The following is a 13,367-nucleotide window of genomic DNA, read 5'->3' on the forward strand; positions in this document are numbered from 1 at the left end:
AGGGTCCGGACCATGATGGCCCGAACCGGTTTTCCCTTAGCTGCCGCCCCCGAGAGGGAACGTGACGTTCAGACGGAGTTGGTCGGCCGCGATGGTGTTGCGGCCGGCGATGCTCCTCGTGTAATCGGCATAGACCTCGATCGGGCCAAAGCGGCGCGCAACGGCAAGGCCAATGCCGGACTCCCGGGCGCGTTCAGCCGTGGCGCCTCTGTAGAACGTGCCGTTGTTGCGGTCGTCGGTGATCTGGCGGCGTTCGTATCCGACGAGGCCCGCGCTCCAGCCGGACTCGCCAATCGCGCGCATCGCGGTCCAGTTCAGCAAGATCTGATCGCCGGACTGGTAATTGGTTTCGGGGTTTTCGAAGTGGTGGAAGTAATTCACATGCGCAGACAGGTTCCAGCCGTCACGCAGGTAGGAGTAGCCGAAATCCACCCCGACCGCAGGCGCACCGCGGCCGCCGTTGACCGCGCCCTGCGCCGTCGAGAAGTCGCCGACCGGAAGGCTGAAGCTGATCCCGGCGCTTGCGAAAACGCCCGGCTGCAACATCCAGTGAACATTCAGCGGGCTGATCGTCAGGTCGGACAGGGACGTGTTGTCGCCGATGCTCGTGCCATTGAGGGTCAGGTCCAGGTCCTGGTAGGCCAAAATGGCCATGGCGCGATAGGTTCCGCCCAAGAGCTCCCAACCGGGTGTCCAGTGGATCTGCGCCGCCGTGACATTGATATCCAGCCCGACCGGTCCCTGGTTGCCCTCGGCATCAAAGGAATTGCCGCGGACAAGTGCCGTGCGGCTGGAGAAATACAGCCCCTCCACCGGAAAATTCGCGCCCACGGGCACCCCCATCGTGGCACCCGAGGGCATCACGTTCGGCGTGCCCGGTTCATGCGCAAGCGCGCTGCTTGCGGTCAGCAATCCGGCGCAGAGGCCGGCGGCAGCCGAAAGCCATTTCGTCGTTTTCATCACGTGTCCCTTCTCGTTCCTGGGTCTTCGATCTGCCTTGGATCGACAGACTTGGCCTGCCACCGCACCTTTTGATGCGGCGCATTCGGTTTCGGTTCGCATGGTCAGCTCTGCGCAGCCGCAGGGCGTCATTGCCCCGCGTCTGCCAGGCCGGCCGCAAAGTCGCGCAGCAGCGCGTTGAATTTCTCGGGGCGCTCGAGCTGCGGGGCATGACCGCAGTCCTCGAAGATCATCACCCGCGCGTCGGGCGCGAGATCGGCGCAGGCCTGCGACTGTTCGAAGGGAATGATCTTGTCCTGGCGGCCATGCACGAAGAGGATCGGGCAGGCGCAGGCGCGATACAGCCTGTGCATCTCTGCGAAAACCGGGCGCCGCACGCCCGCCAGCGACAAGGTGCTGCGCATGAAGGTGAGGAACGGCTCCTGCGCGCCGGGCTTGAAGACATTGCGCCGGATCACGGCCAGCAGTGCATCGTCCGGGCGGTGGCCGGGATGGAAGACGCCCGCGACCTGCATCTCGACGCCCTTGTCGCTTGGCTTGGTCAAGAGCCTGCCGACCACCGGCAAGGCAAACAGCTTGAACGCCGCAAAGACCTTGGGGCCGGTGAAGGCGGGCGCGGCCAGCACGAGGCCGCGCACCCGTGCGGGCGCCATGGATTGCACCTTGAGCGACACGGCACCGCCAAGGGAATTGCCGACAAGGATGGCGGAAGACACCCCGAGCCTGTCCAGAAGCTCGAGCGCGAGCCGGGCCAGCCGCTCGACCGTCAGCGGGGCCGGATCGACGGACGACAGCCCGTGCGACGGGTAATCCCACGCGATCAGGCGCGCCTCACCTGCCAGCGCCTCGACCTGGCGGTCCCAGAATTCCAGCGATTGCCCGACGCCCGAGGACAGCAGGAAAACCGGGCCGGGGCCGCCGCTGTCGCGGTAGCGGAGTGTGACACCATCGTCGGTGACCAGTGTTGCTGTCATCTTGCGTGTGCTCCTCTTGCGGGCTGGCGTGGCGGTGGTCAGCCGATCTTGAGGATCGGCTTGATCGTCGTGCCCGCGTGGCTGTCGTGGATCGCCTGGTTGATGTCCTCGAAGGCGTAGAAGCGGACCAGCTTGTCGAAGGGGAACACGCCGTCCTTCCAGAGGCCGACCAGCTTGGGAATGAAGGTGTCGCCGTCGCTTTCGCCTTCGACGACGCCCATCAGCGTCTTGCCGGTGGACATGAAATCGGTGTTGTCGAGGCAGATCTCGGAGCCCGGCATCGGGGCGCCGAGGATGGCCACCTTGCCGCGCGGGGCGAGCGCGTCGGCCGCTTGCCGGATCACCGCGGGCAGACCCGTCGTATCCAGCGCGTAAGTCGCGCCGCCGCCCGTGATCTCCTTGATCCGGGCGACCACGTCCCCGGAGGCCGCGTTGATGCCATGGGTCGCGCCCAGCTCGCTGGCGAGCGCAAGGCGGTTGTCATGCATGTCGACCGCGATGATCGTGGAAGCACCCTCGACCTTGGCCGCCATGATCGCCGACAGGCCGACCGAGCCAGTGCCGAAACAGACGAAGCTCTTGCCGCGCTGCACCTTGAGTGCGTTCATCACCGTGCCCGCGCCGGTCTGGATGCCGCAGGCAAGCGGTCCCATCAGTGCCAAAGCGTCGCCGGTCGCATCGACCTTGACCACGTTGCGTTCATGGGCGAGCGCGTGGGTTGCCCAGGACGACTGGCCGAAGAAGTTGGAATGCACGCCATCCCCGCCCGCCTTCAGCGCGACGGTGCCGTCGGGCCGGGTAGCGAAGAAGTTGCGCGGAAAGAATTCGTAGCAATAGGCCATCGCGTCATCCGCGCAGGACGGGCAGCTGCCGCAGGTGTTGAAGGTCATCACCACGCTGTCGCCGGGCTTGACCTTGGTCACCTTCGCGCCCACCGCCTCGACGATGCCCGCGCCCTCGTGGCCCAGGACCACCGGCATCGGCGTGGGCAGGTTCCCGGACATCACCACGAGGTCGGTGTGGCACACGCCGCTGGCCACGACGCGGACAAGGATTTCGTCTTCGCGCGGGGGCTCGAGCGTCAGCGCCTCGATGGTCAGGTCTGCATTGGCGGTGCGGGCGACGGCCGCCCTGATGGATATGGTCATGGATGGGACTCCGCGAAGACAGAAGGGGGGTGGCTGCCGCCCATGACCGATGGGCGACAGTCCCGTGACGGCTTGGCCCGGCAGGGTGCCGGGCGCGGCCCTGATCGGCTCAGAACGGGTAGGGGGTGGCTGCGGGTTTGGTGGTCACCCAGACATACTGGGTGAATTCTTCCCAGATCGCGGGGCCGGAGATGCGGCTGCCATTGCCCGACCGGCCCCGGCCGCCGAAGGGCGCGATGGGAGATGCGGTCACGGTCTGGTCATTGATGTGCAGGTGACCGACCTTCAGGCGCATGCCGAGCGCCTTGGCGCGCGCGACATCCGACCCGATGACCGAGCCGACAAGGCCGAAATCGCTCATGTTCGCCAGCTCCACCGCCTGCGCCTCGTCGGTATAGGCGACGACGACGGCGACCGGGCCGAAGATCTCTTCCTCGAAGGCGCGCATGCCGGGTTTCACGCCCGACAGAACGGTGGCGGGGAACATCGTGCCCTTGGCCTTGCCGCCGACATGCAGCGTCGCACCCTTGGCGACCGCGTCCTCGACGATGGCTTCGATGCGCTTGGCCTCGGCCTCGACGATCAGCGGCCCGAGGGCGCATGCATCCATGGCGGGATTGCCCACGGGCAGGTGGTGGGCCTTGGTGGCCAGCATCTCGGCCAGCATGGCGGCCTTGGCGACAGGGGCCAGGATCAGGCCTGTCGCCATGCAGATCTGCCCCTGGTGCAGCCAGGTGCCCCAGGCCGCGTTCGATGCGGCGATGTCGAGGTCGGCATCGTCCATCACGATCAACGCGTTCTTGCCGCCCAGTTCCAGCTGCACCTTCTTGAGGTTGCGGCCACAGGCCTCGCCGACCCTGGAGCCGACCTCGGGAGAGCCGGTGAACGACACCATGGCGATATTGGGATCGGCGCACATGGCCGCCCCGACCTCTGCGCCGCCGGGCACGATGTGCAGCAGGCCGCTTGGAAGGCCCGCGTCCTCGAAGGCGCGCGCGATCATCACGCCGCCCGAGATCGGCGTGCGGGGATCGGGTTTGTGGACCACGGCATTGCCGGTGGCCAGCGCCGCCGCGATGGCGCGGATCGACAGGATCAGCGGGAAATTGAAGGGCGAGATGACGCCGACAACCCCGTGGGCGACGCGGATCAGCTGCTCTTCGGCCTCGCGGCCGTCGACCGACTTGAGGGCGAGGACGCGCGGCTCGAGCGCGGCTTCGGCGGCGGCGCGCAGGAAGCCCGCGCTGTGCTCGATCTCGATCCCGGCCTTGGGCGGGATCGATCCGCTTTCGCGGATGATCCAGGGGATCAGTTCATCGGCGTTGGCCTGCAGGATGTCCGCGGCGCGGTTGAGGATCGCGGCCCGCTCTTCGGGCGCGGTGGCTTCCCATGCCGGTTGCGCAGCAGCCGCGCTGGCGGCGGCGCGGGCAAGATCGCGGGCGGTTGCGCGGCCGATCGTGCCCACCAGCGCGCCGTCGGCAGGGGCGGTCACGGCTTCGGTTCCGCCGGTCCCGTCATTCCAGCCATCGATGTAGACTTTCCCCGTCCAGACGCTCTGGTCCAGGAATTCTGCAAGACTTCCGTCCATGGTATTCCTCCCTGTCGCGCGTTGTCCTCTTCCTGCAACGCGGCTGACCGGAACTACGGCGGAAAGCTTCGCAAAAACGCGAGAAAAAATTTTCATGACGCGGAGAAACTGGACAAATACCTGAAAATAATGAATAAAGATGGAGGCGCAAGGATTCGAGCAGTTCAGTAATTGGTGAACATGACCGAAAGCGGTTTGGAAAATGATGAAGGGCAGGGGCGCGTTTCCCTGCGCGAGGTCTCGAAACGAGCCCCGCGAATCCTTCAGCGCGGCGACAGTCTTCTGCTGGACGAAGGCGCGGCCCCGACGCTCAACGACCTTGCCGGCGCGCTGCAGTTCGCGTTGGGCGACGGGCGGATCTGGCTGAACGACAACCGCATGGTGCTGATGCAGGCGGATGTGCTTGGCGCGCTGCAAAAGCAGATGATCCGCGATGTCGGCATGGACAAGACCCGCGTGAATTGCATGCGCATCGGCTGGCAGGAGGGCGTGAAGCTGGCCGAGCTGGTCAAGACCCGCTTCGCGCAGGAGAACCTGACCGCCGCGCTGGCCGCGGGGCCGCGGCTGCACACGCTCGAGGGCTATGCCAAGGTCGTGACCAAGCGGTTCGAGTTCGACGCCAAGCGCAAGACCTATCTTGGCGAATTCGACTGGATCGACAGCGTCGAGGGCACCCAGCATTTCCGCAATTTCGGCGTCTGCGACTGCCCGGCCTGCTGGATGCAGGTGGGCGTGCCGTCGGGCTACACCTCGACCCTTCTCGGCTTTCCTGTGATCTTCCGCGAGATCGAATGCGTCGCCCAGGGGGCGGCGCGCTGCCTTGTCATCGGCAAGGACGTGGACAGCTGGGGAGATGACGTGCCGGAGTTGCAGATCTTCGACCTGGCCCGCGACCGCACGGTGCGCGAGGGGCCGTGGAACCCGGCGCTTGCCATCCCCGAGCTTTCCGCGGCCGGGCCGTCCGGGACCGATCCGGCAGAGGCGATCATCGGTCAGTCCGCCCCGATCCAGCGGACCAAGCGTCTCTTGGAAAAGGCCTCACCCTTTTCCGAGGCCGTGCTGCTGCTCGGGGAACCCGGCACCGGCAAGGAATTCTTCGCCCGCCATCTGCATGCGAGGGGCACGACACCCAAGGGCCCGTTCGTCGCGGTGAATTGCGCTGCTCTGGGGAACGTGTCGCCGTCGGACGCGGACGAGCTGTTCGGGCCCGAGGGTCATATTGCACAAGCGCGCGGGGGCACGCTCTTTCTGAACGACGTCCTGTCGCTGGGCCTTGGCCTGCAGGCCAGGCTGGTCGCTTTCCAGCACGACAGGAGCGACAGGCCCCGCGCCCTGCGCATCATCGCCGCGACCGGTCCCTCGCCCCTGATCGCCATGGCCGAGGGGCGCTTGCGCAGTGATCTTTACAACCTGCTGTCCGTTCTGCCGATCGAGGTGCCGTCGCTGCGCGAGCGCCGGGACGATATCCCGTTGCTCATCACGCATTTCCTGTCGCTTCACCGCAAGCGGCTGCGCAAGACCGTCCAAGGGCTGTCGGGGGCCACCTATGATCTGCTGTTGCGCTACGATTACCCCGGCAATGTGCGAGAGCTGTCGAACCTGATCGAGAGGGGACTGATCTTTGCGGAAGCGGGCGGATTCATCGAGATCAACCACATGTTCTCATCGCTCGAGAAGCTGCCCGAGGTGGCACGCGCGGCCAAACCGCATCTGAAGGCGGCGACGGCCGATCTGGTCGATGGTCACAACAGCATCGAGATCCTCGAGATCGAGCTGTTGCGCGCGGCGCTGGTCGAGACCGATTGGAACGTGTCCCGCGCGGCCCGCAAGCTGGGGCTCAGCCGTGCCAAGCTGGATTACCGCATCAAGAAGTTCGGACTGCTGCGCAGCTAGGGCGGCCCGGCGTGTCTCACCATGCGACCGGCCCGGCCGCGTGGCTGTCGCGGTCGCTGCGCCGCCGGTTCAGGACCCGGCACCGCGCACCACGTTCCCGGCATAGGTGGCCGAGGCCGCTATGCCGCCAAGCGGAAAGACATGCACCCGCTCGATATGGCCCGCGTCGCCCGCGGCATGGGCCTGTGCAAGCGCCTCGAGGACCTCTGTCGGTTCGAAGGGCAGGGCCAGCCGCGCAAGGTCGGTTGCATGTTTCTTGAGAACCGACAGCGAGGGGCCGACACCGCACGCAATCGCATACCTGATGAGGGTCTGCAGCTTGGCCGGGCCCGCCACGCCGACATGGATCGGCAGATCGACACCGCCGGCCTTGAGCCGTCGCGCCCATTCCAGGACCGGAGCGGCCTCGAAGGCGAATTGGGTGGCGATGGCCATGCGGGCGTCCGTGCGGTCGCGGAATGCCTGCTTCCAGTGCAGCGCCGCATCCACGATCCGGGTCGATCCGTCCGTGTCGATGTCGCCGTTGCCTTCGGGATGGCCTGCCACATGCAGGGTGGTGAACCCGTAGCGGTCGAACAATCCCGTCTCGAGGAGCTGCATGGAGCTGTGAAAGTCACCGTGGGGCGTCGCGGGGCCGCCCGCAATCACCAGTGCCTGATCGACGCCCGCCTCGTCGCGGTAGCGCTGCAGCCACGCCTCGAGCGTGGTCTTGTCCGGGACAAGCCGGGCCGGGATATGCGGCATCACGGCAAAGCCCTCCGCGCGCAGGCGGCGGGCGGTGGCCACCATGTCGGCGATCGGTGTGCCGTCGATATGGGCGATGTAGACGCGGGTGCCCTCGGGCAGGATCTCGGCGAAGCTCTCCACCTTGGTTGCCGTGCGCGGCATCACCTCGATCGAGAACCCCTGCATGAGGTGGTGAAGCTCAGGGCTGAAGCGGGCGTCCTCGGCCCTGCGCGAGAAATTCAGGATGGGCATCGGCATTCCTTGATCCGGAGCGGTTATCGGGGGGGCGTTCCATGGGTGTGGAAGGTGTCGATGGTCTTCAGGCCCCAGGCCTGTCCCTTCCTGCGTTCGGTTTCCGTCCAGACGACCGGTTGGTGATCGGGCGCAAGGATCAGGCGCGCACCTGCATTGGCCAGCTCGACCCGATTGCCGGCGGGTTCCCAGACATACAGGAAGAACGTGCCCTGGATCGCGTGCTTGTGCGGTCCGGTTTCGATGTGGACGCCGTTCTCGAGAAAGATGTCGGCCGCGCGCAGGATGTCCTCGCGCTGGTCGGTCGCATAGGTGACGTGGTGCAGACGCCCGTGGCCGCCGCCATGCTCCTCGGTGCAGGCCAGGTCGTAGGTCTTGTTGTTGATCGTGAACCAGCAGCCGCCCAGTCGGCCGTTGTCGAGCCGGATCATCTCGGTCACGCGGGCCCCGAGACAGGTCTCCATGAAGCGGCGGAAGGCTTCGACGTCCTCGGCCAGGAGGTTGAGGTGGTCGAGCCGCCGCGGGCAGGCGCCCTGGGCGTGGAATTTCGACGCCATGTTCTTGAGCGCGGGGCGGTCGGCGGCGTCGGGCTCTGCGCGGCGCGTGTCATGGTAGATCTCGAAGAGATGGCCGAAGGGATCTTCGAAGCGGAAGGCGGGGCCGTGGCCGGGGTCGTCATCGACCCACCCATGGATCCTGTATCCTGCAGCGGTGATCGCGGCCACGCGCCGTTCGAGCGCCTGGGGGCTGTGCGCGCGATAGGCGATGTGGGCCACGCCTGTCCGGTCGGACTGCGTCAGCTTCAGCGTGTGGAACTCGTAATCGTCCCAGGCCCTCAGGTAGGCGCTGTCCCCGTCCAGCAGGGAGAGCTTCAGGCCGTAGACACGGGTGAAGAAATCGAGGCTCTCCTCGAAGCGGTCGGTGAGCAACTCCACATGGCCGAGATGCGCGATATCCGATGTCACGGGGCCGTTCCTGTCGTCCGGCATTGCAAACCTCCGCTTCCTTCGATTCCATTCTGATGTATACATGAAATGGAAGCCCGCTGATAGGCTTGATGTATACATGGAGGGCGATGCTTATGGCCGAGGCCGTGAAAACCCGTGCGGAGCGCGCCTTGATTTCCCTTCGGCAGCGCATCTTGAGCGGCGCGCTGTCCGGGGGCACGCGGCTTTTCGAGGTTGCCGTTGCCGAGGATCTGGCCATCTCGCGCACGCCCGTGCGCGCCGCGCTGGCGCAGTTGGCCGAAGAGGGGCTTCTTGACCGCGCAAAGGGCGGCGGATTCGTGGTGCGGAGCTTCGACATCTCGGATGTCGAAGACACGATCGAACTGCGCGGCGTGCTCGAGGGGACCGCGGCGCGCTTCGCGGCGGAACGCGGCGTGACGGAGGCGCAGCTGGCGGAAGCCGATGAGATCATTCGGAACATTGATCGTTTGCTGTCTGTCGCGCGTGTTGAAATGGAGAAATACTCCCATTGGAACAGCAGGTTCCATGATCTGCTCGTGCGGCTGTCCGGCAGTGCGGCCCTGGCCCGGGAATTGGCGCGGGTGACGGCGCTTCCCTTTGCGTCGCCGTCGGCGTTCCTCGACGACGAGACGCATGCCGGGCAGCTTCTGGGCAACCTCAGGATCGCCCATGAGCAGCACAAGGCCATCATCGACGCGATCCGACACCGTGAGGGCGCACGTGCCGAATCCCTGGCGCGCGAGCATGCGCGGACGGCCCGCCGGAACGTGCAATTCCTGCTGTCCGATGCGGCCGCTCGCCGCGAAGGAAGCGCGGCGCTGGCTTTCGTGCGCGCGTAACCTCTTGATGTATGCGGGAATACCGGAAAACGCCGGGGTTTGCGAAATTTCGGCTTGTTAACCTCCGCAACGATGCGCAACATATGTATACATCACTTACGTGGGAGGAGCACCAGTGACCCATAGTCTTTCCGCTGCAATCGCGGCCGCCGGCAACCCGGTCGACCTGTTGCGCAATTCCAGGATCGGGATGTATGTCTACCCGGTCGTGGCGCCCGAGTTCCGGAACTGGCGGATGGAGCAGGATGCATGGCGCAACGGTGCCGTGCTGTTCGACCAGACGCATCACATGGACGAGCTGATCGTCGAAGGCCCGCAGGCGACCGAGTTCCTGGCCTGGCACGGGATCAATTCCTTCGACAATTTCAGCCTCAACCGCGCCAAGCATTACGTGCCTGTCACGCCCGCGGGCCACGTGATCGGGGATCACATCATCTTCCGCGAGCGCGAGGACAAATACGTTCTCGTCGGGCGCGCGCCGACGTCCAACTGGCTGATGTTCTGCGCCGCCTACGGCCAGTGGAACGTGCGCCTGCGCTACGATCCGCGGTCGAATTCGCGCCCCGAGGGCGAGCGCGTGCTGCGCGAGCATTACCGGTTCCAGATCCAGGGCCCGCTGGCCCCCGCGATCTTCGAAAAGATGAATGGCGGCCCCGTGCCGGACATCAAGTTCTTCCATGTCGACTGGATCAACATCGGGTCCAAGAAGGTGCAGGCGCTGCGCCACGGCATGTCCGGCGCGCCGGGTCTGGAGGTCTGGGGGCCCTACAAGGACAAGGATTACATCCACTCGACCATCCTGCAGGCGGCGCGGGAGGCGGGCGTCGACCTGGTCCAGTGCGGCAGCCGCGCCTATTCGACCAACACGCTGGAATCGGGATGGATTCCGTCGCCCTTGCCGGGGATCTACACCGGCGACGGCATGTTGGCGGCCTACCGGGACTGGCTCGGGGCGGAAAGCTACGAGGCTGCAGGCTCGATCGGCGGGTCTTTCGTGTCGGACAACATCGAGGATTATTACGTCAATCCGTTCGAACTGGGCTACGATTTCTACATCGGCTGGAAGAAGGACGACTTCGTCGGCAAGGCCGCGCTGCAGGAGATGAAGGGCAGCCCGAAGAACCGCAAGAAGGCCACGTTCGAATTCAACAAGGACGATGTGCTGAAGGTGATCGCCTCGGCCTTCGAGGAAGGCACGCCCTGCAAGTGGATCGACTTCCCGCAGCCCAACTATGCCTCCTCCAGCGCCGACATGGTGTGTGACGAGAGCGGCAAGATGGTGGGGATGTCGATGTTCAACGGCTACAGCTGGAACGAGCGGTGCCTGCTGAGCCTCGGCGTCGTGGATCAGTCGGTGCAGGTCGGCGACATCCTGACCCTGAAATGGGGCGAGCCCGAGGTCACCGGCAAGACCTCGACCGAGCCGCATCGCCAGACGGAGATCCGGGTGCGCGTCGCGCCGACGCCCTATTCGAAGCAAGCGCGCGAAAACTACGCCGATAGCTGGCGGACAAAGTCCGCGGCCGCGCAATAAGCGCCCGCGCCATGTCGCTGCCCCCCGTGCCGGGGGGCAGGGGCACCCCGGGGCAGGTGGCTGGCGCATGACCCTGGTCCCGCGTCCGCCGCGTGGCCTTCGCCCCCGTGCCCGTGCCCGTGCCTCCGGCCTGCGCGATGCCGCTGCGCGCAGCTCCGTCTTGTCCATGCGCGAACCGAAGGTCAGGCGACCATGACGATCCTTCTCATACCGGGCCTGATCTGCGATGCCCATGTCTGGCGGGAAACGCGGCGTCGGGTGCCCGGCGCGATCGTGGCCGATGTCACGCGGCAAGAGACCATCACCGGTATGGCCGAGGCGCTGCTTGCGCGGCATCCGGGCACCCTTGTCCCGGTCGGTCACTCCATGGGGGGGCGGGTCGCCATGGAAATGGCGCGGCTTGCACCGGACCGGATCGCGGCGATGGCGCTTCTGAGCACCGGCATGCATCCCCGCAAGACCGGCGAAGAGGCCAGCCGCGAAGCGATGATCCGGCTGGCTCATGACGACGGGATGGCGGCGCTAGCGGACAGGTGGTTGCCCGGGATGATGGCCGCGGGGATCACGCCCGATCCCGACGTGATGGACGGCCTGAGGCAGATGGTCCTGCGCATGACCCCCGAGATTCACGAACGCCAGATGCGGGCGCTGCTCGCGCGGCCCGATGCGAGCCGGACGGTGGGCGCCCACGGCAAGCCGATGCTGCTTGTCGTGGGGCGTCAGGATATCTGGAGCCCGGTCACCCGGCACGAGGATATTCGCCGCCTGTGCCCGCAGGCCGAGATGCACATCATCGAACGTGCCGGGCATTTCGTGCCGGCCGAGCAGCCGGAGGCCACGGCAGAGGTCATCGCCGCATGGCTTCGGACCCACGCCGCCACGACATCCGGAAGGGACGACCCATGACATCCGAAGACCGCATTCCCGACACCCCGCTTCTCGACCGCCGGCGGGCGAACATGGGCTATGCCCTCAACAAGATGGCGATGGGCCTGTCTTCGCCCGAGGGGCGCGCGGCGTTTCTGGCCGACGAGGAGGCCTATCTCGACAGGTTCGAACTGTCCGATGCGCAACGCGCCGCGGTGCGGGCCCGCGACTGGCGCGAAATGGTGCGCCTCGGGGGCAACCTGTTTTTCATCCTCAAGATTTCCGCGGTCGATCCGACGCCGATCCGCGAGATCGGCGCGGCGCAGGCGGGCATGGACCTGCCGGAATTCCTGAAGACAAGACTGGGAAAGGTGACCAATGGCTGAATTGATCGGTGGTCTTGGCACGTCTCATGTGCCCTCGATCGCTATGGCGCTCGACAAGGGGTTGCGCGACAGCGAGGAATGGAAGCCGTTTTTCGATGGCTACGCTCCCGCCCGGCAATGGATGGCCGAGAAAAGGCCCGACATCGCGGTCGTCATCTTCAACGATCACGGGAATTCCTTTTTCCTCGACCGGCTGCCGACGCTCGCCCTGGGGGTGGCCGACCGCTACCGTCCGGCCGACGAGGGCTGGGGCCCGCGGCCCGTTCCGGTCTTCGAGGGCGCCGAGGATTTCTCCTGGCATCTGGCCGATTGCATGGTGGAGGGGCATTTCGACCCGCTGCTGTGCCGTGACCTCGATGTCGATCACGGCATGCAGGTGCCGATGGAGCTGGTCTTCGGCCGGCCCGAGGCCTGGCCCGTCAAGGTGGTGCCGATCCTCGTCAACACGATCCAGTATCCTATCCCCACACCGCAGCGCATGTGGGCGCTGGGAGAGCTGCTGCGCCGCGCCATCGACAGCTATCCGGGCAATGACCGGGTGGTTGTCCTGGGAACGGGTGGCCTGTCGCACCAGCTGCAGGGCGCGCGCGCGGGTTTCATCAACCCCGAGGCGGACCGCGAATGGATCGCGCGCATCGGCAGCGACCCGACCCGCTACAGGGCCATGAGCCGGGAAGACTACATCGAGGAGTTCGGCTCGGAAGGCGCCGAGCTGATCATGTGGCTGGTCATGCGCGGCTGCATGGATGCCGAGGTGAACACCCTGCACCAGCATTACTTTGCCCCGGCCTCGATGACCGGCGCGGGCATGGTCCTTCTGGAGAACGCGGCCTGATGTATTTCCTCATGATCTGTCGACATGGCGACCAGGCGGAGATCGCGGCGCTGCGCGACGCCCTGCGCGCCGAGCATCGGGCCTGGGTCCGCACGGGCGGTGATGGTCTGGCGAGGGTGCTTACGGGCTCTGCGCTGTGGGATGAGGCCGGCGCGGGGATCGGCAATTTCGGCATCCTCGAGGCGGAAACCGAAGCCGATGCACGCGGTTTTGCCGAAGGCGACCCCTTTGCCACGGGCGGCGTTGTCGCCCGGATCACCTTGACGCGACTGGCGGACGGCTTTCGCGCCGACCGCATTGTCCCGCTCACCGAGGGCTGACCGGGCGGGACGGGGGTTGCGGGACGGGGGCGACGCAAACTCCCGGCATGTCCACGCGGGCCACCCCGTCGACGCGC

Annotated in this window: 13 protein-coding genes; 7 read left to right on the top strand and 6 right to left on the bottom strand. The window is 66.1% G+C overall.

From position 1 onward, the window contains the following. Positions 1-36 precede the first annotated feature (36 nt). The 4 genes from QQK83_RS06055 to QQK83_RS06070 form a co-directional block, all read right to left on the bottom strand. Complete coding sequence (locus QQK83_RS06055) at positions 37-960, bottom strand: SphA family protein (protein ID WP_284262603.1); 924 nt, start codon at positions 958-960, stop codon at positions 37-39. Positions 961-1,088: 128 nt separating this feature from the next. Continuing rightward, positions 1,089-1,934, bottom strand: coding sequence for an alpha/beta fold hydrolase (locus QQK83_RS06060; protein ID WP_284262605.1), 846 nt, complete (start codon positions 1,932-1,934; stop codon positions 1,089-1,091). A 38-nt stretch (positions 1,935-1,972) separates the two neighbouring features. Next, the gene (locus QQK83_RS06065) at positions 1,973-3,082 is read right to left on the bottom strand and encodes an NAD(P)-dependent alcohol dehydrogenase (RefSeq protein WP_284262606.1); all 1,110 of its coding nucleotides are present in this window, start codon (positions 3,080-3,082) and stop codon (positions 1,973-1,975) included. Positions 3,083-3,191: 109 nt separating this feature from the next. Then, the gene (locus QQK83_RS06070; RefSeq protein WP_284262608.1) at positions 3,192-4,670 is read right to left on the bottom strand and encodes an aldehyde dehydrogenase family protein; all 1,479 of its coding nucleotides are present in this window, start codon (positions 4,668-4,670) and stop codon (positions 3,192-3,194) included. Positions 4,671-4,865: 195 nt separating this feature from the next. On the opposite strand from QQK83_RS06070, the gene QQK83_RS06075 reads away from it, so the two are divergent. After that, positions 4,866-6,563 carry a sigma-54-dependent Fis family transcriptional regulator gene (locus QQK83_RS06075; protein WP_284262610.1) on the top strand — a complete coding sequence of 566 codons (1,698 nt, stop codon included), beginning with the start codon at positions 4,866-4,868 and terminating at the stop codon, positions 6,561-6,563. Positions 6,564-6,632: 69 nt separating this feature from the next. Here QQK83_RS06075 and QQK83_RS06080 read toward each other — a convergent pair whose 3' ends face one another. Together QQK83_RS06080 and QQK83_RS06085 are read right to left on the bottom strand one after the other, a co-directional pair. Further along, positions 6,633-7,541, bottom strand: a complete 909-nt coding sequence (locus QQK83_RS06080; protein WP_284262713.1) for a methylenetetrahydrofolate reductase — start codon at positions 7,539-7,541, stop codon at positions 6,633-6,635. A gap of 23 nt (positions 7,542-7,564) precedes the next feature. Then, on the bottom strand, positions 7,565-8,506 hold the full coding sequence (locus tag QQK83_RS06085) for a VOC family protein (protein WP_284262612.1): 942 nt from the start codon (positions 8,504-8,506) through the stop codon (positions 7,565-7,567). A 116-nt stretch (positions 8,507-8,622) separates the two neighbouring features. On the opposite strand from QQK83_RS06085, the gene QQK83_RS06090 reads away from it, so the two are divergent. The 6 genes from QQK83_RS06090 (at position 8,623) to QQK83_RS06115 (ending at position 13,290) form a co-directional block, all read left to right on the top strand. After that, the gene (locus QQK83_RS06090) at positions 8,623-9,348 is read left to right on the top strand and encodes a GntR family transcriptional regulator (protein ID WP_284262614.1); all 726 of its coding nucleotides are present in this window, start codon (positions 8,623-8,625) and stop codon (positions 9,346-9,348) included. A 115-nt stretch (positions 9,349-9,463) separates the two neighbouring features. Beyond that, on the top strand, positions 9,464-10,882 hold the full coding sequence (gene ligM, locus QQK83_RS06095) for a vanillate/3-O-methylgallate O-demethylase (RefSeq protein ID WP_284262616.1): 1,419 nt from the start codon (positions 9,464-9,466) through the stop codon (positions 10,880-10,882). Positions 10,883-11,074: 192 nt separating this feature from the next. Continuing rightward, positions 11,075-11,788, top strand: a complete 714-nt coding sequence (locus QQK83_RS06100) for an alpha/beta fold hydrolase (RefSeq protein ID WP_284262618.1) — start codon at positions 11,075-11,077, stop codon at positions 11,786-11,788. Then, complete coding sequence (locus tag QQK83_RS06105; protein ID WP_284262620.1) at positions 11,785-12,135, top strand: extradiol ring-cleavage dioxygenase; 351 nt, start codon at positions 11,785-11,787, stop codon at positions 12,133-12,135. The genes QQK83_RS06100 and QQK83_RS06105 overlap by 4 nt, the downstream gene beginning before the upstream one ends. Continuing rightward, on the top strand, positions 12,128-12,970 hold the full coding sequence (locus tag QQK83_RS06110) for a class III extradiol dioxygenase family protein (RefSeq protein WP_284262622.1): 843 nt from the start codon (positions 12,128-12,130) through the stop codon (positions 12,968-12,970). The genes QQK83_RS06105 and QQK83_RS06110 overlap by 8 nt, the downstream gene beginning before the upstream one ends. Continuing rightward, on the top strand, positions 12,970-13,290 hold the full coding sequence (locus tag QQK83_RS06115; RefSeq protein ID WP_284262625.1) for a YciI family protein: 321 nt from the start codon (positions 12,970-12,972) through the stop codon (positions 13,288-13,290). Before QQK83_RS06110 ends, QQK83_RS06115 begins: the two co-directional genes overlap by 1 nt. Positions 13,291-13,367: the final 77 nt, after the last annotated feature.

This window comes from Roseicyclus amphidinii, from assembly GCF_030163755.1.
GTDB classification, from domain to species: domain Bacteria; phylum Pseudomonadota; class Alphaproteobacteria; order Rhodobacterales; family Rhodobacteraceae; genus Roseicyclus; species Roseicyclus amphidinii.